Origin of the sequence: Bacteroides sp. 90-K9/2 (genome assembly GCF_047310725.1) — a bacterium.
Lineage (GTDB): Bacteria > Bacteroidota > Bacteroidia > Bacteroidales > Bacteroidaceae > Bacteroides > Bacteroides vicugnae.
Map to the genome: position 1 here is coordinate 1,170,412 of NZ_JBCGVL010000001.1, position 22,059 is coordinate 1,192,470.

The following is a 22,059-nucleotide window of genomic DNA, read 5'->3' on the forward strand; positions in this document are numbered from 1 at the left end:
TACACTTTTGTTTGTGTTACCTTACAAAGATAGAATAACTTATCTAGAATTAAAAGTAATAATGATTTTATTTTTAATAAAATATTACCATACAATTAGATAGAGTATGATTTCTTTGTTATATCATGGTAAGCGAAGTATTATACCAATAATAGTTATAGACCATGTACTAGAAATCCATCCAATTGTTTCTTGATATTCTCGAAATCCTGATTCAGATCAAGTGTCCGGTAATATATGATATTCCCATCCCTAAATGTCGTCTGTCCATCAGGTGTTATATCTTCTTCTGTCTTGGCATACAGCAACATTCCATCCACATTCCCAGTATGATTAACATCATAATTCATTATATAAGAATGGATTTGATACAGGTTATTAGAATGAATAGTTCTCTTGTCAAATTGACATTGCATTGATTTACTATAATATTTGGTATCAATAATCAATGTTCTCTCTTTAAATGTCAACGTTATATCCGTCCGCATTATAGGAAGAATGTTGGAAGTAGACTGTTCTTTATCAATATTCCAGTCTATTTGAGTAGCTTTTGCTTTTAATTCCGGATAATGCTTTCGGTAATATTCCAAAACAAACTTCTCATAAAGTCTACACATATGTTCATCGGAAAAATCCCTCATTTTATACGTACCCCTTTCCGTAGTCATCAACATCCCGTCGAGAATGAAATAACAAACATATAGAAGCATCTGATAAGTCTTGCAATTTCTATCAAAGCGCATAATAGTCCAGTTTATTGTCAGAATATCAATAACTTCTACATTGCTAAAGAAAAGCATAAGACGCTTCAACGAAGCTTTCCTGTCCGATTTGACTTTCGGATGTTTCAGCAAGAATTGAACAGTCGTCTTTAATATCTGATTAAACTTGTTATTCTCTGATAATTCATCATACTCACAATCTATTTTCTGTTGTTTTCGCATCAAATTATTGATAGTACCATTTATATCAAGCTTACCCTTCAACGTAGATAATGAACCATGACAGGAAATATATTCTTTATGTAACCCCTGCTTAAGTTGATACGAAATACCACGAACTAGAATTTCAGCAAATAAATCATGAATCTCGTCAAATTCTTCACCTGCTATTTCTTCATAGTTGTTCTGCTTAAGCTCTTGAAAAGCATAAGTCAACATATAATAGATATTGCGAATGAATATACCTTTGTCTATTGTCATTTTATCAGGCTCAATAATTTGTCTGTTTCTTCTTTGAATTTCTTATCATTGTCAAACCAATATTCGCGTAACATAGGGGCAATATCATATTCAATCACATTTCCAAGCCACATATTATCAATAGATTCCTGATTACAAAAATAACTATGACCGATACAAAAGCCTTTTCCGAGTGAATCATCTTTAGCAATCTCAACATTCAGAGCTTTGATGGCATCAATTACCCTATTAAAGGCTTCACAAGCAAGATTCTCCTGATACTTTTTGAAACCATCCGAATCAAATCCCGGCACCATATCAAAGAAACTGAACCGACGACGTAAAGCATAGTCAATCATAGCTAGGCTACGGTCTGCCGTATTCATCATACCTATGATATAAAGATTCTCCGGAACAGAAAAATACTCATCATTATATGCAAGACGGATTTGATGTTTTTCGCCCCGATAATCGTTTTCAATAAGCATCAGTAACTCACCAAAAATCTTACTCATATTTCCTCTATTAATTTCATCAATAATAAAGAAATACTTCTTATCCGGATCACTTTGGGCTTTCCGGCAAAAATTATAGAATACCCCTCGTCTAAGCTCAAAACCACCATCTTCTTTTGGCTTATACCCCATCACAAAATCCTCGTAGGAATAATTCTGATGAAATTGAATGAACTCTATTTTAGTTCTATCTTCTTCTCCTATAATAGAGTAAGCTAAGCGTTTTGCCGAATACGTTTTACCAACACCCGGAGCGCCTTGTAATATGACATTTTTCTTTGCCAACAACAGGCTTCTCAATTTGTTATACTCTTCTGATTTTATAAATACATTATCCAAAAAATTTGTTTCGGAATATTGAGGATTATGCATAGGATTTCCGCCACGTATTAATTTCATCAATATGTTATACTCGTCTTTTGTCAGTTTGAAAAATGAGCCGTTCTTATTCTTTAGGAATTCCATACCACTTAATTCCGGTATATCCTTTATAACTGAATAATCAACAGGATTCAATAAACTTTCAGTCTTTTTGAAATATATTTTTTGTCCATCAGCAGATTTGGCTATTTCTGCAATAGCTACCACCTGTTTAACAGGAGTAGCTTCATAGCCAATAACAACATCTCCTTCTTTTGCATCAATAAAATTTTGAAATACCCTTCGTTGGTTTCCACTATCATTATAAAGAGTATAGTCTTGTATTTCGCCAACCGGAGTTTTCGAAAAGCTCCATATCTTAGGACTAGCCACAAGCCACCAATATTGTTTTTGAGATTTATTTTCAAATAGCTTCTCCAAAGATTTCACATAATCCGGCTGCTTGGTTATATCGGTCAAAGTTTTTTGGACATTCTTACCTACTGTCTCCCATTCTCCGACATTCGTCCATTGCATTTTACGAACATTCTTAAAATCAGGAAAAGAACCATCAAAAGCATAGTCACTTTCCACAGTACCCCGCCCTATTATTTGATTCTGACCTTTCTTGACTATAACAATATCGCCCACTTGCATCTCATGAGCAAACTCCCATAATGCCAAACTATCATTTTTAAACGAAGCCCCTGGCTTGCCATATATATCCTGCAATTTAGCTGCCATTTCTTTCTTAGAAGAGTATTCCAAAAGGTTACCCATATCATCCCAACCAATACACATTATGTTTTGAGATAAACACACATCCCACTTAGATGCATTTTCTCCCGGAGCATATAACCAAATCTTATGTCCCATATTTGAACTATCTAATTCATTTACAATATTTAGTAACTCATCATAAAATTCGAAAAGGTCTTTTTCGCCTTTCTGTTCTATCAGGAACCTTTGCAAATCAGAGATTTTAGTTTTATTTGTGACAGACATCCCCAAATAACGAGCCAACTTAACCAACATATCACGCTTATATACTGGTATTAGAGTCTCATCTGAATATAAGAACGCTATTTTCCATTTGTAAGCATCACCCAACTCATCTATTTTTTCTATTGCTTCCAATTCACCTTTGCCTGCATGTTCTGCTATTTTAAATATAGTACTTCTGACAATAGCAAATGCTTCATCAGCAGTCTGTTTATCATATTTGTTATACCAAGCATACTTATCATTGCTAACAATACGAGAATCATTCTTATTGGGTTTGTTTCTATATTCATAAATACCAAACTTATAAGAAGAGCCACCCCAAATAGAACCTAAATCATATGTTTTAGATTCAACCCAATAACAAAATGAATTCTGTCTTTCGAGATTTGTATATTGCGTAAGTGTCATTTCTACAAGATGCTCTTTCGGAAAAGCAGCTTGAAAATCTTGATATATCTGTCTTCTGTCAATCATACTCAAATAGTATTAGAACTTTTCTTCATTAATTCACCTTCCAATGCCTTATTTTATCATGTCCAATTCTTTCAACAATGTAATCAAAATCACCCTACAACAGAACAAACACCTTTATAAAAACAAAATCACCTGCCCATGAATTACTTTTTAAGTCACAAAGATACAGAATAGTTATTTTAATATAGTAAACACCTGTGTTTTTTATCGAAATATACCTACTATCTATATTACACAAAATAATATTGTCGCTATTAATAATAGTCATGCAATAAACCACTTTTGTTTATTACTTTAAAACCACATAAGTACCATTATGAGAACAAATATTTGCCGAAAGGTTGGACTATTTGTTCTTTGGATGATTTAGCTACTTTTGGGGGAGGAAAAACGCCCTCAATGGATAACAGAAAGTATTGGAATAATGCTAAGCATTTATGGATAACATCAAAAGACATGAAGTTTGCTCATATAGCAGATTCCTTGTTGAAGATTTCCGATGCAGCATTAGATCAAATGACAATTTACGGTAAAGGCACATTATTAATAGTGACAAGAAGTGGAATATTACGTCATACATTCCCCATTGCAATTTTAGATACAGAAGCGACCGTTAATCAAGATGTAAAGGCGATTTCATGTGTTTTATCACATATCCACACATACTTGTATTATGTGATAAAAGCTCAAGAGCAGGTGATTCTTAAAGATTATCATAAAGATGGTACTACCGTTGATAGTATAGATTTTGATAAATTTAAGAAGTTGATAGTACCATTACCTCCATTATCTGAACAATACCGTATCGTAGAAGAGATTGAACATTGGTTTGCTTTGATTGACCAAATAGAGCAAGGAAAAACCGATTTACAGACAACTATCAAGCAAATTAAGGGTAAAATCCTTGACCTCGCCATTCACGGCAAACTCGTGCCTCAAGACCCGAATGACGAATCTGCCATTGAACAGTTGAAGCGCATAAATCCCGACTTCACACCTTGTGATAACGGGCATAGTGGGAAGTTACCTTATAAAATACCTAAGACATGGATATGGTGTAGTCATAATTCTATCTTAGATATATCTGGAGGATCACAACCTGCGAAGAGTTATTTTGAAACTATACCTAAACCAAATTGCATTAGACTTTATCAGATTAGAGATTATGGAGAGTCTCCTGTACCTGTTTATATCCCAATTAATCTTGCTTCAAAACAAACCAAAAAAGGAGATATATTATTAGCACGTTATGGTGGTTCTTTAGGAAAAGTGTTTTATGCTGAACAAGGGGCTTATAATGTGGCAATGGCAAAAGTTATCTTTAAATTTGAAAATCTCATATACAAGGAGTTTGCATACTATTATTATTTATCTGACCTATATCAAGGAAAACTAAAAGAAATTTCAAGGACGGCTCAAACAGGATTTAATATTACAGACTTTAATGATATGTATTTTCCACTCCCCCCTATCAACGAGCAACAACGCATCGTTCAAAAGATGGAAAAACTTTTTTCATCCCTTGATGATATTCAAAAAAACTTAGAAGTGTAATTAATTACACTTCTAAGAATAGATAAAATTTACCAATTTACTACTTTGTCCACAATTTTTTGCTGTTCACTGGCTGTTCGACGAAGATAGATACGAGTAGTTTCAATACTTTCATGTCCCATAAGGTCGGCAAGTAGGGCAAGGTCATTGAATCGGTCAAGGAAGTTCTTGGCAAAACGATGACGGAATGAATGAGGATAAACCACTTCCTTATTCATTCCGTATTTTTCCGCAAAATGTTTCAGTTGTTGGGCTATGCCACGTGTTGTAATACGTTCTCCAAATCGGTTCAAGAATATATAGCCAGAAATAAGGCCTTTTTCTTTGAGCCATTTCGTAGCTTCTGTACGCAAATTTTTCGGAATATATAAACGACGTATTTTTCCACCTTTACTGTAAAGATCAAGATGACCAACATGTACATGCTCAGCTTTGATGTGAAGCAATTCACTGACACGTGCGCCTGTGGCAGCCATAAACCATACGATAAAATACCACTCATTATAACCATCGGTTTTTAAGCGTGTTTTTAGAAATTTGTAGTCTGCATCGCTAATGACGTTTTCCAAAAAGTTCTTCTGTTGCACTTTGACAAACTTTACCTTCAGTTTCTCCTGTTTTGTAAATTCCAAATACTTGTTGATACCTTGCAATCGTAGATTTACCGTTTGCGGCTTGAAGTTCTCCACCAGATACCCTTTATATGTTAAAAGGTTCTTTTTGTTTACTTCTCCATAATGATTGAGGAAATACTGTACTGTCCACACATACGATGTAACAGTGTTTTTTGCCAAATTAGTTTTGGCGAGATAGCTTTTGAATTTTGTTACCATATTATATTGATTTATAATGAATACGGCAACAATATAATAGAATATATCGGGCATTATACGCAGTTGCCTGATGGATGGACAATTGCACCCATGCAAATACTATGTTCGTTGATTGATGGTGATAAGCAAAATGGTATAGAACGAGTAAATCTTGATGTCAAATATTTGCGTGGTGAGCGTGATGCCAAAACTTTGACTTCCGGCAAATATGTAGCTACAAAATCTCTTTTGATTTTAGTTGATGGAGAAAACTCGGGTGAAGTATTCAGAACTCCAATCGAAGGTTATCAAGGTAGCACTTTTAAACAGTTGTTTATCAACGAGCATATGAATAGCAGGTATGTATTACAAGTTATCAACTTACATAGGAGGATATTACGAGAAAACAAGGTGGGTTCTGCTATTCCTCACTTGAACAAGAAACTATTCAAAGCGATAGAAGTACCAATTCCACCTTACAAAGAGCAACAAAGGATTGTAGAGACTATAAATAAGGCTTTTATGTCTTTGGATTTGATAATGGAGAGCCTATAAACTCTCCATTATCAAATCTAATTGTGTAAATATTTCACGGACTGCATAAACTATTCGTTTTTGTTCAGCCTTTGGTGGTATGGGTATTTCTAATTTTGAGTATTCGGAAATCCAATATCGTTTATGAGTGTCACCTACCAATCTGGTAATGCTCATAAACATTGTCACATAATTAATTTCAATATCCTTGTGTATTTTTAGAATCTTCATTGCTGATGATTTTACCTTAAAGGGGAAATCAACTTTTTTTGAATCAGTTGTAAAATCATCAAAGATTATACAAGGAAGATTTGAATATATACCAGCAGTCTCGTTGGTGTAACCGATAATAAATGATTTACCTGCTGTTAAAACTGGTGTTGAATAGGAATCATCATAAGTTGTTGAGTTTACAATATAAGCGGTAGGTTGTTCATAATTTGTAATTTGTTCAAGCCTGCAAACTGTCCATCCATCAGGCAACTGCGTATAATGCCCGTTATCACAAGGTGTGAAGTCGGGATTTATGCGTTTCAATAGCTCGATGGCAGGTTCGTCATTTGGGGCTTGTGGCACGAGTTTTCCATGAATGGCAAGGCCGAGGATTTTGCTCTTGGTTTGTTTAATGATAGTTTGTAGATCTGCTTTTCCTTGTTCGATTTGGTCAATCAAAGCAAACCACCTTTTTATTTCTGCCACAATGCGATGCTGTTCTGAAAGGGGAGGCAATGGTAAGTCAAAAGGTCTAATACTCGCCATATTCACATGGGTTACAGTTGAACCGGTAGCCTTACTTGTCAGATGATTTTTCGAATAAGGAGCAAGCATGGTGTATGTAAGCCATACGGAATCAATAAGTGTATTCATTGGGCGAATCAAAACAGTTCTCTGCCCCAAACAAACCTGCTCATTCTCTCTGATAACAGCAACATTTCCAGCAGGTGCTTCTCTTGCGTATATTATATCATCAACTTGAGGAACTGCCCTTACATTTCTTTTGTCATAAACTTCCTTAGAAACTCGATGTACACCATCTAAAAGTAATTGTCCTTCACCGATATTAGGGGTACGCACCAAAGGGTATCCCTTTCCTTCATCTTTGGCTGTTGTATGAGGGCAATCTTCGATAAGAACAGTAATATTTTCCAATTTGCACCACACCCATCCCTCCGGCACCTCAAACGGTACATTCTCATAATGGTACGTATCAGAAGAAGCCGTTTTCTTACTTCTCTTAATCTTCCCCTCCTTTATCAAACGTTCTTTCTCTTCCCTAATACGTTCAAGTAAAACAGATGCGGGTTCATCATTAGGGTCTTGTGGAACAAGTTTTCCTCTAATAGCGAGGTCTAATATTTTCTGTCGTAGTTTCTTTGTGTCCATTAGTCCTCGATATTTGCCATTAATTTTTGAAGCTCAGCCACCGCTTTACTTATGTTGTCACTTTTCTCTTTGATAATATCCATCAATTCTGATAATGAATAGTCTACTTCATCTCCGCCCTGTTTTATCCACGACAAATCAAGGTTGGTTTTGTCACGAGTTATTACTTCATCACAAGTATATTTACGCCAACGTCCATTGGGATTAGTCTCAGCATTATATATTTCTACACGAGCATTTATATCCTCCGCATGATAACACGAAACGAAATCATCAAGATGATGCCTTTGCATTGGATTAGTAGCCAATGTATGCTTTATATCTGTACGATAATCATAAAACCAAATATCCTTCGTACTACTACCTTTTGTAAAAAATAACACATTAGCTTTTACACCTTGAGCATAAAATATACCTGTCGGTAAACGCAAGATAGTATGCAAATTAAATTCTGAAAGTAGTTTCTTACGAATCACTTCTCCAGCGCCCCCTTCAAACAGTACGTTATCAGGTAAAACGACCGCTGCACGTCCGCCTGTTTTGAGCGAAAGCATTATATGCTGTAAGAAATTCAATTGATTATTTTTCGTTTCAACATAAAAATCACTTCGATTAATGTCGACAGAACCAGAAGGACGGGTTCCAAAAGGCGGATTAGCAAGAATAACATTCACTAATATATCAGGTTCTTTTTCTAAAGAGTCCTGACATATAATAGGGCTTCGGTCAGTACCAACACCATGAAGATACAAGTTCATCGAAGCTAATGTAACAACCAAAGGAGTATTATCCGAACCATGCAGAGCTTTATTCCGCAAAAAATCCCGTTTGCCTTTGTCTTGTGATTGTTTTTTCATGTAGTCATAAGCTGCCAAAAGAAAGCCACCAGTTCCACAAGCCGGGTCACAAACCGTTTCCCCAATCTGAGGACGCGTTACATCAACCATTGCCGATATAAGAGAACGAGGAGTAAAATACTGACCTGCTCCACTCTTTTTATCTTGTCCATTCTTCTCTAAAATACTTTCATAAATAGCCCCCTTAACATCACCATCCATTATAAGCCATTGCTCCTCATTAATCATTGTTATGACCTTCTTCAAATATACAGGCTTATCTATTTTATTTTGAGCTTTCGTATAGATAGTACCAATTAGATTATCCTGCTCACTCAGTATTTTCAATGTATTTTCATACTGACCTATCAAATCAAGACCATCTAATTCTATCAAGTTTTCCCAACGATATCCTTCAGGTATGGCTGATTCTTCGTCAAGCAATTTAACGTTTTCATCATCCATTTTCAGAAATAACAAATAAGTCAGTTGGGTTATATAATCGGTAAATCCAATACCTTGACCCGCTAACGTAGTGGCAAGTGTCCAGACCTTTTTAGTCAGACCTTGCTCATTCGAATTTGATTTTGCCATATTAATTTTATGCTACTTTTCTATTATAAATTAAAAACTGAGATAATGAAACAATAGCCTCATTCACCGCTGCTATAGTACCAAATTTACGTATCATCTGAAGCGCTATCGTTTTATCATCTTCTTTTATTTCTTTTATCGTACAAGAACCATTCGCTACAATATAGTTCACAATCTGACGGATAGTATTCTTTTGAGCATCAGTCATTGTACGTTGTATTTGCCCACACCACAATTCAAAACGTTGGGCAGCCATTGATGACAGGCTACGAAGTTCTGTCACCTGGTGATAAGCATATCGGACTAACTGAATAATATTAGTCAATGCTTCTTTTTCCTCTTTTGTTCCAAAATGTACTACACTGGAAGGATTAACAATAGAGTATGTATTCCATAATTGAGAAAGATTAAACTTGTAATTCTCCATTTTCATCCGATTTTCCAAATCCTTAAGCATTGCATAAGTGATAGGTTCACCATTATTGTTATAAATAATGCGTAAAGCCTCTATCTCATCCCTATGTTCATTTACATATTGTTCGAATGCCTGAGTCGTGTCGTGAGCTTCCTCTATCGAAAACCCTTTCTCAATCAATGTATCTTCACCGGGCATTAAAATTGTGACAAATCCGGCGCTCAGAATACACAGATATTCACGGGCATCAGGATGAATAGCGAGAGGACGTACCAAGCCTTTCCGTTCGTTATTCGGTTCGTTTATATGCACATATTCCGGCAATAGATTATTATCCAAAGCTTCATATATATGAGATGCCATATCCCGCATATCTGTACCAGCCAATCTTATAAACTCATTCCTCTGTTCTTCATTTGCCTTATTATGTATTCTTGACAGACGGCTAGCCAACAATCGCAGATGTTCATCCAGCAGTTCACCATGAGAGATACGTTCTAAAAGTTGCCTTAAAGACAACAATGTTTCAGCATTGCTTCCCACTCTAGAAGTTGTTACATAATGCTCATGTTCTGTTACTCCCACTGCATCGACTAAGAAAAATAAATCTTTACTATGAGCATTTGGAGTAACATTACGAAGTTGCTCATCACCAATAGTACGTACTCCCCTACCTTTCATCTGAGTATAAAGAGAGTCAGACTCGACATCACGCATAAACATCACCACTTCCAAAGGCTTCACATCTGTTCCAGTAGCAACCAAAGTCACAGTTACAGCAATACGGAAGTCCTTATCATTACGAAAATGACGTATCAATTCATTACTATCTCCAGCCGAATAAGTGATTTTCTGCACAAACGTATCATCTTCACGTCCAAAGACCTCCTTCGCTATTTTAACAATATTACTTGCATGAGCATCATTCAAAGCAAATATTAATGTCTTAGGTAAATAGTCAAAATTAGGTTCTCTTTGGGGATCATTAAACATTTCTGTATAAACCGAATCTCTATATGTCTCTAAAATCAACTTTATTTGAGCAGGATTAATAATACTCCTATTCAGTTCCTGTCTTGTGTAAGTAGTCGTTTCCTGTGTTTCGATATTTTCAGTTTTACCTGTATAGCGGGTTATTTTACGTACTTTATCCCCCTCGCGAATTGCACCGCCATCTTCGGTTACTTGTGTTTTAATACGGAACACCCTATAATCAACATTGACACCATCAACTATTGACTTTTCAAGAGTGTAGTTCACTATTAAGTTGTTATTAAAGAAGGCTAATGTTTCAACAGCAGGAGTAGCTGTTAACCCTATCATTTTTGCAGAACTAAAATATTCAAGTACACTTCGCCAACTACCATAAATAGAGCGATGGCACTCATCAATAATTATCAAATCAAAGTAATCCGGGGGCAAGTTAGGATGAACTGGCAAATTCATATTTCTAGTGCCGTCGACAACATAATCCGCTTCATTATCATCATCTATAAAATCGTCTCCAGACAATAAAGAAAATAAACGCTGTATAGTAGAGATAACAACATTGGCATCATTTGGGATTTTTGCAGTTTTCAATCTTTCTACCCCAAATATGGTATTAAACGGATCGCCATTTTCTGTCAAACGGAATGTTCCAAATTCTCCTTCTGCCTGTTTTCCAAGATTATTACGGTCAACAAGAAACAGAACCCTCTTCATTGAAGTGAAAGCCAGCAAACGATAGGCAGCCAAACATGCGGTATAAGTCTTTCCCGCCCCCGTAGCCAAAACCATTAATGCACGATTGTGCCCACTACGAAAACTATTTTCTAATTTTGTTATCGCTTCATACTGGCAATCCCTTAATCCTTTCCTTTTTAAAGTTGGAAGTCCTGCAAAATCATCTTTAAGTCCTAATAGTTTTACTATTTCTTTAGGAGAATGAATTTTATTCAAAGAAATATATTCAGAATCAATCTCACGAGTATCTCTAAATAACAGTTCCCTTCCATTTGACAAATAAACTAAAGGTAAAGGATTCATCCAAGCCTGACACCAATGAGGTACGCCTCGAGTATATTTCTCAGCCTGGTCTGCCACAAATTCAGAATAAATTGACACAGATTCTTTCTTTGCTTCCAATACGCCAACAGCTTTACCATTTAAAAAAAGTAAATAGTCAGCTTCACGATTACCTTTCAGCAAGCCTTCCTCGACTGCTATAGCAGATACTTCAGGAGAATAATGATTTCTATCAACTACCTCCCAACCCGCATCATTAAGCATACGGTCAATTATTATTCGAGCCTTTTCTTCCGGTTTCATGTGTGTGTTTTTTGTAACTTCCGATAAGGCTATATTATCGGAAGTTACAAAAATAGGTAAAAATATAGAATATGAGAAAGAAATGGAGATTTTTTGATGCATCACAACACAATTTCTCTATAAAAGATTCTTTGCATGTCAGTAATATTTGTTCAAACACTTCTCATTCCCAAAATAAAGCCCTACTTTTGTGAAGAATATTTTCCCGTATATTAACGTATTAACAACAGTATCTCACAAATAAAATAAACCCTACAAGATGAAAGAAGAACCCGACAGCCTGTCTGTCCCCTACAATTTTGCCCGTTGCTTCAACGATCAATGTCCACAAGTCTCAAAATGCTTGCGCCACATAGCTGCACAAAATGAAACAGCCGATTACCTTTATATCTCCATCGTTAATCCGGCACGTTATCCTGCGGATGGAAACCAATGCGAATGTTTCAAGACTGCTGTCAAAGTTCATGTGGCATGGGGACTTAAACAGTTGCTTAACAGAATTCCCTATGAGGATGCGGTCAGTATCAGAATACAAATGGTAGGACACTATGGAAAAACGGGATATTATCGGTTCTATCGTGGAGAACGGGGGCTTATGCCCAAAGACCAAGCCTACATCAGACAACTATTCCGTAATAAAGGGATAAAAGAAGAACCAACTTACCAACGTTACACAGAAGAATATATTTGGTAAGTTGCTGTCATCTGTCACAGATTAGGGGTTAATAGTTTAGTAATTAACCGATAAGCCTGTGACAGCAAGAGGTGACGGCAGGGTGATGGCATTTTTGCCGTCACCGATTTACTAGTCTTACAACATGATAGAGTGTACCGCTACGCGTATGTTTGGAAGGGATTTCTTGCTTTTTCAGTATTCTCCCGAAGGAATTAACCCTCTTGACAGACATCGGAATTGAACTGCCTTTTTGAATATCCTCCATAATCTCGGCAGGAGATAGCCACTCCCCTTCCTCAGACTGTGCAGCACGGAAATAACGGAAGAAAAGTTGTTCTTCCGGCGGAACTAGTTCAAATTCACGGTTGTTTTCCACCATAATCTTTTCTTCCTCCTGGTCGAACCAGTAACGTTCGCCATGTTCCAGCTCATACATAGCTTGTGCGTAAAGCTGCTCATAGTCTATCGGACGGTTGGTGTCAATCACTCCGGTCACTTCGATACAAATAAAACGACGACTGCCGGAAGGGTCGGTCAACAAGTCTTTTTGGTTACTCGTAGCTATGAATGAGGCGTAACGACGCATTTCAAGCACGGCACTGCCATGAGGTTTCTTCACATTCAGTACAGGCTTTTGCAGAATATGTTTCAGAAAGCCTTGTTGTGTCGAACTCACCTGGTCAAATTCATCGATATTGATAAGCGCAAAACGATTGAGGTAAAGTTCGGCATCTTTCTTTCGGGAGAAATCAATACTGTCGGTATAGTAGGAACGCTCGGTAGGGGGCATTATGCTCCGGCAAAAGGTGGATTTACGTGTCCCTTGCGGTCCGACAAGTAAGGGAGAAACACTGTTTGCATACTTTTTATTGCTTCCTTTCCAATGAGAAACCATATTGAGGAACCAACGGTGGAACAAATCCATCCAATACGGGTTCTTACAAGGGACGGTGGCTGCCAATGCACGGATACGGTCTTTGCCGTCCCACGCAGGAAGCCGGTAGAGAAAATCTTCCAACGGGTTGAATACAGACACACGGTTGGAGTAAATATAACGACTAATATCCCTGTCCCACAACGGGATGCCTTCCATTTGCGCATCCAGAGCAATGCTGTTCAGCGCACGTTTGTCGAGAGGATTGAAGCGGAAACGGAAAGAAAGCCTTTCACGATATTCTACCTCGCCAATTTGAGTGTTATGACGGAATTCATAGCGGCGTTTCATGAATTCTTCTGTCTGCAAGGCGAGTTGCTGCTCTTTAGTCAGGCTGATATTCTTACCAAAGCCTTTGCACTCTGTATATATATTACCAATCATTTGCCGGATAAGCTCTTCCTGTTTATACATATAAAAATGGAAAATGGTACGTTTCACAACTTCTTCTTGCGGAAGTCCCGAAGCAAAACAGTTTTTAGCCAGTTGGACAACTAAAGGATGCCATGTGTCCTCGCACAATTCGAGCCCCGCTTCCCTAAGATCGGCATAAGCTTTCCGAAAAGCGGCTTCGAAAAGCATCAGAAATGCATTTTCCGCATCATATCCCGGTACGGCACGGGTCAATGGAGATTTCTCCGCCTGAACCGCTTCACGGAAAGTGGTTTCTTCGGGCATTGATGATGGTTGAGAGAGATAAAACTGGACTGAATCCGGACGATATATGATGTCCGGATCGTGGGATAATCGCGAATATTGTTCCAAAGTCGGTTCTTTGGGAAGTATATCGAATGGAATCTGGGGCTGATAACATTTCACAGCCAATCGATAAGCATGGGCGTGGAATAATTCCGCTTCTTCCCGTGTATTGGGAAGCGAGTTGTCCGGTCGGGTAAAGGTAGTCCATATTTTCACCGTTTTGCCACTTGAACCCATAAAAACACAACGGGTTTGTGGTTGCTCACAGGCTTTTTGTTTCACTAAAGCGATTTCCGACTTATTGGACAAGGGACCGATGGTCAGTTCTACAATACCGTTGTAGTTTTTCATCTGTTTCTGACCGTTTACTTTTCGGAATTCGGCAGCAGGAATTATTTGGGAAAGTTTATTGGCAAACATACACCGTTCATCGGGAAGGGTATATCGCAAATGTTCTCTGAATGTAGAAACAGGACGGGATTTTATTTCTGTCTTTATCTTATTTACCAGTATATCAAGATCCATTACGCTAAGCGCTATCGTATCTTCGTTCTTACGAAATTGAGTAATTTTCATTAATTTGACAATAAATTGTTTTGTCAGCGCCTTTGTGATCGTTGAGACTGCTAAATTACTCATATTATTCGGGACCGACAAAAAAAAACAAGATTTTAATATAGAAAATTATTGATATATCAAGTGTCTATTTAGCCAAAAGAAATGGGATCGTTATCACCCAATTACGGTTCAAGTTAGTTTTCTCTGCTTGAAACTAAAGTTTCAGCTAGGAGAAACTCTAGTTTCATCGGTAAGAAACCAATGGTTTCAAGTAATTGGAACTAGAGTTTCAAGCCTATGAAACTAAAGTTTCAAACCGCAGAACCAACAGTTTCACGCCTTGAAACTGTTAGTTTAAAGGCAGGGCACAACTCATAAGTACGGAAATAATAAATTGAACGACTTATCTTTCTATGACTGATACTATCAATTTCCAAACAGTATCTTTGATTTTTTCTTTGTTTTTGGGGAGTGACAGCATTATTACTATCACACTGCTGTCACCATGTGCTGTCACAGCATTAAGTACTTATACTCTGCAAGTTAGATTATAATCTGTGACAGATGACAGATATATTTTGTTTTTCATTTCATAGGGGGGGCTGTGTAATTTCACAGGGGACAATTATTCCGTCATCGTATCATATTCCACAATCTTCTCTTTACATAAGCGTTCAGTAATATCTTTCAGAATATCTATGCGGGCAATAAGGTATTCCAGTTGTTCTTGTGAGATACTGAAATCTTTGTTATAACGAGCCTCGATATACGAACGGCATAATAAATCAAAACATTCTTTCTCTTCATCCGTATTTTGAGGAAAGACTGTGGTCAATTCCTGTGAGAAACGTTTTACCATCCCACTAAGCTCTTTAATTTTATGAGTTTTTGGAAGATAATTCGTAAAAACCATCAGGATAGTATAGTATAATTTTTCACAAGTCTGATGAAGCATGAAAGCTGATAAGTTATATTGTTCTTTAGGCATGAAATATTCCTTCACAACACCCAAAAAGTCACACGCATAAGGATACAACCTATCAAATTCACTCTGCGCAATATCCCGAATCTCTCTAAAACTCAACTTTCGCGGTTTTGCCAATTCACATTTACCACTATTGTAAAGCATAATTCCTTCCTTTACTATATCTGTAAAGAAATATTGGCTGATTTCCAGATTACGGTTTACTGTATTAATATGTTCTACAACAAATTGTGGAAAAGCATGACGACGGTCTGCAAACAAGTCATGATATTTATTCGTAATACGGTTCAATTTTCTTTCCACATATTTAGTCTGCCCGGTCACAACAAGAAGAATATCATAATCGCTTTGATAGGAAGTATGAACACCAAATTCTATATTAGTGTCCCATAAAACATAGTTTCCCCTTGCATAACTTCCGAACAGGATAACCATCTGACAATTCCCGATGCTTTTACACACTAAATCCAGCAAGACTGTCAATTCTTCCTGCGTACGTTTGGGTAAACGTTTTATAGACTTTTTCATAATCAAGCTTATTTGATAACCTTACAAAGGTACGAACTTTGCTATCTCCAAACAACAGAGATACAGAAAAACTTATAATAAAGTATTTTTAGAATCTCCTTAATATTTCCATCATTGCCGGACGACGTTTATATTTTATCCGGAACTCTGCAACCAACCTTTCCACTGCTTCCTGTCCCCCATTAAGTTTCTTTGCACACAACAACGCCTGTGCTATCAATTCATAATGAGTCCGTCCCACATTCTGTTCCGCGTAATCATTCAACAAAGAGGTATATATAGCAATCAATTGCTCCGAATGAGTATCTTTCAGATGATAAGAATATTTCATCAGTGCTTCCAACTGATTATACCTGATTGATGACAACAGTTTGAACAAACGCTCATAATCTCTTTCTTTCACATAAATTTCAGCCTCATCATTTCCACCAAAAGAAAAATATTCACTAAATTGAGTTTCTTTCATCATCGTATCCAGAAAACTCTTCCATACTTCTTTCGGAACAAGAGTTTTAAGTTTACTATAATATTCTAACTGATCTCTACCCGACACAAACAATAAACGACATGTATTAATGACTTCAGCAGTTTGATGAGTCATCTCGTAAATCCTCAATTTAGTTTTCAACCATTCCTCTATGGTTCCGATATGTTCTTCTTTTTCTGCAATCTCTATTCCTTCATTCAGCAAACGGATAGCTTCATCATATTGACAACGGGCAATCAATTTATCCACCTCCATTTCTCGAATTTCAGTTAAATAAAGGTATTGACGAATCGTATCAGCTGCTTTTTGCTCTTCATGCAGTTCGGTTAACAGATTGACTTTCCGAAGAACGATTTGATATAAGTCGTAAGTATCTTTTCTTTCTTCCAAGAGTTTGTCAATCAATTCCAACGCTTTTTCTGCCGGTTGAATGGAAAGATTTATTTGCATCAGCAATTCGTCTATATCATAAAGGTCATAATCACGATAAGTAGATAGTTTAGCCAGCTGACCTAATTCCTGAAGAATCGCTGTCTTTTGCTTTTGGGTGGTCTTAGGGTGCTCAATTACTTTTATCAGCAAATCTCCTGCCTGCTCACAATAATCAGAAGGATAGAGATCATCATTATACAAAAGCTCATCCTCATAATTCTCACCGATTGAACGAAGAGTTTGAAGAGCTATATCAATAGCAGTATCTATGTTTCCCACATTCAAAAAGAAGTCTGCTTTCTCCAAAAAAGTGTCCATCCGATTGAAAACTGTTTCCCAATCACAGTCAAAATCATCATAACGATTATGATAACGAGACTTTTTGTTATAATAAGAGTCATTAAACACTTTCTGAATCTCTGCTCTGTAATCCTTTTCTTTTGATGTTGCGGACAACTCTTTAGCCATAAAACGAGTCAAAAGGGCTGTTTTAAACTCCGGATGCATAGAGGCATATTCATATATAAATTGTGAAAGTTCTTGTGGGTTAACGAATGACAGCAATTGTTGTATGTCCACAGTTTCATCTATAACGACGGCTTCCTCTACCTCTACTTTCATCTTGGAAAAGGCACTGCGATTCACCTTTTTCTCATTATCACGAATTGCCAGTAAGGTGGCTACGACATGTTTACAAATCTCCCCATCATACGGACAGTCACAGTACCAAGACTCTATTTCCTTTCCGTCCATAGATATCTCTACGCTATAATTCTCCGTACCCTCTACTGTCGCAGTCCATTCACCGGGCGAATCTTCTTCCAATTCAGAAACAGCCCCTGTTTCATAATACTCTTCTCCGCGCACTAATATTCTATATGGCACACAGCTCTCAAAATTATCTAATGCAATCATAATGAATACTTTACTCTTTTATATAATCTTTTTGTTCATACCCTCTTCTGTATTTATGTTACATATTTGTCCTAATTTTCTTCCTCTTAATTATTTCTTCCACAACACTTTTTATACTTCTTCCCACTTCCACAGGGACAAGGATCATTTCTTCCGACTGTGTGACCAGTAGGTACAGTACGAAACATATTGTCCACCATCGCCTGCATTTCAGGAGTAACTTCCATACCGGCAGCCTTCATATTCGGACCTGCGACAATACGGGGAGGATTATTTTTCAATTTTTCTTTTTCAAATAAAACGAATGCCTCCTCTGAAGAATAACCTTTCAATAACCAACGGGGAGAATGATTCAAATAATCCATAAATATTTCAATGGCCTCTTGCAGTTCTTGCATGGAAGAAAGCTGACGGTTAATCATAGAATTGATAATAGACATTGGATTCTCTACAGTTTGGGCAATATACCACAGATATGACAAACTGCTATCCGCCTTTTCTTCCGTATACCGCAGTTTCTTCATCATATATTCCTTCAATTCATCCAAACACGGATTGGGAATGATGCTCAATGGCATCGTTCCCGCTGAAAAGGCTTCCTCTTTAGAGAACTTCTTCCTGTCCGGTATATCACGGCGCAGATACAATTGTTCCTCCAAAGACTCAAAATCATCCAAAAAAGGAGACTCTATGTAAAGGTCTGTATTATAACCATCTTCCACTTCAAAAGTTAGTCGCTGTATCAATGCCGAATTAGCCAAACTGTCAGCTATTTCTTCTCTTGTCGCTGAATGCTGCAAATAGCCCACCAGTATATACAATAAGTCCGAATAAGAGAGAAAACCATATAAATTTACGATTCCACAGGCATACTGTTCTATCATAAAACGAACAGATTGCTTTTTGGAAGTCAACAATTTACTAAGATAAGGAGCTACTGCCTCACGCAACTCATCACAGATCATATAACGGACTTTACTCTCATCCATGTGATTACAGTCCGTTGCTATGAAAGAAAGAGTTTCCAGAGTAGTCTCTAAAAATGAATTCTTACATTCTACATAACTACCGGATCCCGCTTTCACCAACTTATCAAGTAACACCAGTTCATAATGCGTCAACCGGGAAAGCCACATTTCAGGACAGGTTAAAACAGCTTCTGCAAAATAAGTTACATACTCATCTTTACGCAACTTGGTAGGAACAGGCAAAAGCAAGATCTTCGCCATCCGCTTTAATTCCTCTTTTGTGCTCATCTTTAAGCCATCCACCAATTTCAACGACGGCTGAAACAATTCCGACTGACATTTTAACATAACATCTATTCACTTATTGATTAATTCACAAAAGTAGGAATTTCTTATCCGACATCACTATTTTTGAATGAGAATTTGCAAAGGCAATTACTATTTATACCTTTGTGACTTCAATAGAGAATATGATTTCACTAGAGAATTAGTAACCCGTTAAAAGAGAAATTGATTATGCGTTCATTCATCCTATTTCTTTGTTTAGTCCCCACCCTCCTGTTTGCCCGACAAACTCAACTTGAGACACAGTTGAAAGAAGCCATCAAGGGAAAGAAGGCCGAAATAGGAATAGCTGTCATCATTGACGGGAAAGATACGGTAACTGTCAATAATGATATTCACTATCCACTGATGAGCGTATTCAAGTTTCATCAGGCATTAGCATTGGCAGATTATATGGGAAAACAGAAGCAATCGTTGGAAACCCGGTTACCCATTAAAAAATCGGATTTAAAGCCGGAGACTTACAGTCCGCTACGGGATAAATATCCGCAGGGTGGAATTGAAATGAGTATTGCCGACCTGCTAAAATATACACTTCAACAGAGCGACAACAATGCCTGCGATATTCTTTTTGATTATCAAGGAGGTCCGGATGCCGTAAACAAGTATATCCATTCACTAGGAATCCGGGAATGTGTCATTATCGGAACGGAAACTGCCATGCACGAAGACTTGAACCTATGTTATGAAAACTGGACTACTCCGTTAGCAGCAGCCGAATTAGTGGAGATATTCCGTAAGAAGCCATTGTTTCCCAAAGTGTACAAAGACTTCATATTTCAAACAATGGTGGAATGTCAAACCGGACAAGACCGTCTGGTCGCTCCATTGCTCGACAAAAAAGTAACCGTAGGCCATAAAACTGGAACGGGAGATCTTAATGCGAAAGGACAACAAATCGGCTGTAATGACATCGGTTTCGTTCTTTTGCCCGGTGGACGTAGTTACAGCATAGCTGTCTTCGTGAAGGATTCTGAAGAAAACAATCAGGTGAACAGTAAGATTATCGCAGATATTTCCCGTATCGTTTACGAATATGTAATGCAGCATTAAAATGGAGACAAAGTACGTTCGGTACGAATGAAGATTGAAACAAAGTAATAGAAATTAGAAAATTCATTTATATGAAACTACATCATATCGCTATCTGGACTTTTCGTCTGGAAGAATTAAAAGAGTTCTATGTCCGCTTCTTCGGAGGAAAAAGCAACGAAAAATATATCAATCCCAAGAAAGGATTCGAGTCCTATTTTATCTCCTTTGGAGAGGGAACAGACTTGGAACTGATGAGTCGTACAGATGTACAGAACACTCCCATTGAAGAAAACAGGGTTGGACTGACACATTTCGCTTTCACCTTCCCCAGCCGGGAAGAAGTATTACGCTTCACCGAACAAATGCGTTCGGAAGGATATACCATCGCCGGCGAACCGCGTACTTCGGGAGACGGATACTTTGAAAGTGTAGTCCTCGATCCTGATGGAAACCGGATCGAATGTGTATACCGGAAAACAGCAATCGAACCGGAAACTAAAGCTGGAGAGGAGACTGAAATTGAGCCGAAAACTGAAATTGAAAGTATTCCCCCCGTAACGCTCCATACAGAACGTTTATTTCTCCGCCCCTTCGAAGAGAGAGATGCAGAAGCGTTTTTCGCTTGTTGCCAGAACCCGAATCTGGGGAACAACGCCGGATGGCCGCCTCACCGTACATTGGATGAATCCCGCCAGATCCTTCATTCCACATTTATCAATCAGGAGGGTATATGGGCGGTGATGCTAAAAGACACGAAACAACTGATCGGTTCCGTTGGTATTATTCCCGACCCCAAACGGGAAAATCCACAAGTGAGAATGTTGGGTTACTGGCTCGGCGAGACTTATTGGGGCAAAGGATATATGACCGAAGCAGTGCAAGCCGTCCTCAACTATGGCTTTGAAGAATTGCGGCTTAGCCTCATCACAGCTACTTGTTACCCGCACAATAAACGTTCGCAGAAAGTACTGAAAAAGAACGGTTTCATCTACGAAGGTACACTTCATCAGGCAGAACTGACTTACAACGGAAACATCTACGACCACCAGTGTTACTATCTGCCCGGCATCTCCCAACCTACCCCGGAAGATTATGATGAAATCCTCGATGTATGGGAAATGTCCGTTCGCCACACACATGATTTCCTAACGGAAGAACATATCCAGTTTTATAAACCACTGGTGCGGGATCATTATTTACCTGCCGTTGAACTTTTCGTGATCCGGAATGTCAGCGGAAAGATTGCCGCCTTTATGGGACTGAGCGATGAACTGATCGAAATGTTGTTCGTATACCCCGACGAACAAGGAAAAGGATATGGCAAACGATTAATAGAATACGCAAAAGATAAAAAATATATGGATAAAGTAGATGTAAACGAGCAGAATGAAAAGGCACTCCAATTCTATCTCCATTTAGGATTCCAAGTCATCGGCAGAGATGAAACGGACAGCATGGGCAAACCTTTCCCCATTCTTCATTTACAACTGCCGGAAGCTGATTCCGATAATAGAGATTAATTCC

The 22,059-nt window shown here is 37.7% G+C and carries 15 protein-coding genes; 5 read left to right on the forward strand and 10 right to left on the reverse strand.

Annotation, left to right across the window (positions count from 1 at the left end; all coding sequences use genetic code 11):
• Positions 1 to 155: 155 nt before the first annotated feature.
• Complete coding sequence (mcrC, locus tag AAHJ11_RS04560) at positions 156 to 1,202, reverse strand: 5-methylcytosine-specific restriction endonuclease system specificity protein McrC (protein WP_195649211.1); 1,047 nt, start codon at positions 1,200 to 1,202, stop codon at positions 156 to 158.
• Positions 1,199 to 3,535: an AAA family ATPase gene (locus AAHJ11_RS04565; RefSeq protein ID WP_320979125.1), complete on the reverse strand. Its 2,337-nt coding sequence runs from the start codon at positions 3,533 to 3,535 to the stop codon at positions 1,199 to 1,201. The genes mcrC and AAHJ11_RS04565 overlap by 4 nt, the downstream gene beginning before the upstream one ends.
• A 357-nt stretch (positions 3,536 to 3,892) precedes the next feature.
• On the opposite strand from AAHJ11_RS04565, the gene AAHJ11_RS04570 reads away from it, so the two are divergent.
• Positions 3,893 to 5,089 (forward strand): restriction endonuclease subunit S, encoded by a 1,197-nt coding sequence (locus AAHJ11_RS04570; protein ID WP_413579269.1) that lies wholly within the window; start codon positions 3,893 to 3,895, stop codon positions 5,087 to 5,089.
• A gap of 29 nt (positions 5,090 to 5,118) precedes the next feature.
• Here the strand turns inward: AAHJ11_RS04570 and AAHJ11_RS04575 are convergent, their stop codons facing one another.
• On the reverse strand, positions 5,119 to 5,922 hold the full coding sequence (locus tag AAHJ11_RS04575) for a tyrosine-type recombinase/integrase (RefSeq protein ID WP_148364495.1): 804 nt from the start codon (positions 5,920 to 5,922) through the stop codon (positions 5,119 to 5,121).
• Between the two features lie 6 nt (positions 5,923 to 5,928).
• On the opposite strand from AAHJ11_RS04575, the gene AAHJ11_RS04580 reads away from it, so the two are divergent.
• Complete coding sequence (locus tag AAHJ11_RS04580) at positions 5,929 to 6,456, forward strand: restriction endonuclease subunit S (RefSeq protein ID WP_413579127.1); 528 nt, start codon at positions 5,929 to 5,931, stop codon at positions 6,454 to 6,456.
• Here the strand turns inward: AAHJ11_RS04580 and AAHJ11_RS04585 are convergent.
• From AAHJ11_RS04585 to AAHJ11_RS04595, 3 genes are read right to left on the reverse strand one after another with little or no spacing between them, the layout of a single operon-like run.
• Positions 6,451 to 7,818: a restriction endonuclease subunit S gene (locus AAHJ11_RS04585; RefSeq protein WP_413579128.1), complete on the reverse strand. Its 1,368-nt coding sequence runs from the start codon at positions 7,816 to 7,818 to the stop codon at positions 6,451 to 6,453. The genes AAHJ11_RS04580 and AAHJ11_RS04585 overlap by 6 nt on opposite strands.
• Complete coding sequence (locus AAHJ11_RS04590) at positions 7,818 to 9,248, reverse strand: class I SAM-dependent DNA methyltransferase (RefSeq protein WP_320979435.1); 1,431 nt, start codon at positions 9,246 to 9,248, stop codon at positions 7,818 to 7,820. Before AAHJ11_RS04590 ends, AAHJ11_RS04585 begins: the two co-directional genes overlap by 1 nt.
• A gap of 7 nt (positions 9,249 to 9,255) precedes the next feature.
• Positions 9,256 to 11,973 carry a DEAD/DEAH box helicase family protein gene (locus tag AAHJ11_RS04595; protein WP_320979434.1) on the reverse strand — a complete coding sequence of 906 codons (2,718 nt, stop codon included), beginning with the start codon at positions 11,971 to 11,973 and terminating at the stop codon, positions 9,256 to 9,258.
• 259 nt (positions 11,974 to 12,232) lie between these two features.
• Here AAHJ11_RS04595 and AAHJ11_RS04600 point away from each other — a divergent pair, with 259 nt between their 5' ends.
• Entirely contained in the window at positions 12,233 to 12,667 is a 435-nt protein-coding gene (locus AAHJ11_RS04600) for a DUF6078 family protein (protein WP_320979433.1), read from the forward strand.
• A 100-nt stretch (positions 12,668 to 12,767) separates the two neighbouring features.
• Here AAHJ11_RS04600 and AAHJ11_RS04605 read toward each other — a convergent pair whose 3' ends face one another.
• From AAHJ11_RS04605 to AAHJ11_RS04620, 4 genes are all read right to left on the reverse strand, one after another.
• Positions 12,768 to 14,858: a BT4734/BF3469 family protein gene (locus AAHJ11_RS04605; RefSeq protein ID WP_320979436.1), complete on the reverse strand. Its 2,091-nt coding sequence runs from the start codon at positions 14,856 to 14,858 to the stop codon at positions 12,768 to 12,770.
• Between the two features lie 607 nt (positions 14,859 to 15,465).
• A complete protein-coding gene (locus AAHJ11_RS04610; RefSeq protein WP_217723130.1) occupies positions 15,466 to 16,353 on the reverse strand; it encodes a HEPN domain-containing protein in 888 nt (295 codons plus the stop codon).
• An 88-nt stretch (positions 16,354 to 16,441) separates the two neighbouring features.
• Positions 16,442 to 18,187 carry an SWIM zinc finger family protein gene (locus AAHJ11_RS04615; protein ID WP_320979432.1) on the reverse strand — a complete coding sequence of 582 codons (1,746 nt, stop codon included), beginning with the start codon at positions 18,185 to 18,187 and terminating at the stop codon, positions 16,442 to 16,444.
• Positions 18,188 to 18,273: 86 nt separating this feature from the next.
• Complete coding sequence (locus AAHJ11_RS04620; RefSeq protein ID WP_320979431.1) at positions 18,274 to 19,503, reverse strand: SEC-C metal-binding domain-containing protein; 1,230 nt, start codon at positions 19,501 to 19,503, stop codon at positions 18,274 to 18,276.
• Positions 19,504 to 19,671: 168 nt separating this feature from the next.
• On the opposite strand from AAHJ11_RS04620, the gene bla reads away from it, so the two are divergent.
• Together bla and AAHJ11_RS04630 are read left to right on the forward strand one after the other, a co-directional pair.
• On the forward strand, positions 19,672 to 20,553 hold the full coding sequence (bla, locus tag AAHJ11_RS04625; protein WP_320979430.1) for a class A beta-lactamase, subclass A2: 882 nt from the start codon (positions 19,672 to 19,674) through the stop codon (positions 20,551 to 20,553).
• A 71-nt stretch (positions 20,554 to 20,624) separates the two neighbouring features.
• On the forward strand, positions 20,625 to 22,055 hold the full coding sequence (locus AAHJ11_RS04630) for a GNAT family N-acetyltransferase (RefSeq protein WP_320979429.1): 1,431 nt from the start codon (positions 20,625 to 20,627) through the stop codon (positions 22,053 to 22,055).
• Positions 22,056 to 22,059 lie beyond the last annotated feature (4 nt).

Excerpts from the sequence above, each read along its gene's own strand:
- bla (WP_320979430.1), top strand. The coding sequence starts at position 19,672 with ATGCGTTCATTCATCCTATTTCTTTGTTTAGTCCCCACCCTCCTGTTT.
- AAHJ11_RS04610 (WP_217723130.1), bottom strand. The coding sequence starts at position 16,353 with ATGAAAAAGTCTATAAAACGTTTACCCAAACGTACGCAGGAAGAATTG.
- AAHJ11_RS04620 (WP_320979431.1), bottom strand. The coding sequence starts at position 19,503 with ATGTTAAAATGTCAGTCGGAATTGTTTCAGCCGTCGTTGAAATTGGTG.
- AAHJ11_RS04565 (WP_320979125.1), bottom strand. The coding sequence starts at position 3,535 with ATGATTGACAGAAGACAGATATATCAAGATTTTCAAGCTGCTTTTCCG.
- AAHJ11_RS04595 (WP_320979434.1), bottom strand. The coding sequence starts at position 11,973 with ATGAAACCGGAAGAAAAGGCTCGAATAATAATTGACCGTATGCTTAAT.
- AAHJ11_RS04585 (WP_413579128.1), bottom strand. The coding sequence starts at position 7,818 with ATGGACACAAAGAAACTACGACAGAAAATATTAGACCTCGCTATTAGA.
- AAHJ11_RS04600 (WP_320979433.1), top strand. The coding sequence starts at position 12,233 with ATGAAAGAAGAACCCGACAGCCTGTCTGTCCCCTACAATTTTGCCCGT.
- AAHJ11_RS04575 (WP_148364495.1), bottom strand. The coding sequence starts at position 5,922 with ATGGTAACAAAATTCAAAAGCTATCTCGCCAAAACTAATTTGGCAAAA.
- AAHJ11_RS04605 (WP_320979436.1), bottom strand. The coding sequence starts at position 14,858 with ATGAAAATTACTCAATTTCGTAAGAACGAAGATACGATAGCGCTTAGC.
- AAHJ11_RS04590 (WP_320979435.1), bottom strand. The coding sequence starts at position 9,248 with ATGGCAAAATCAAATTCGAATGAGCAAGGTCTGACTAAAAAGGTCTGG.
- mcrC (WP_195649211.1), bottom strand. The coding sequence starts at position 1,202 with ATGACAATAGACAAAGGTATATTCATTCGCAATATCTATTATATGTTG.
- AAHJ11_RS04630 (WP_320979429.1), top strand. The coding sequence starts at position 20,625 with ATGAAACTACATCATATCGCTATCTGGACTTTTCGTCTGGAAGAATTA.
- AAHJ11_RS04615 (WP_320979432.1), bottom strand. The coding sequence starts at position 18,187 with ATGATTGCATTAGATAATTTTGAGAGCTGTGTGCCATATAGAATATTA.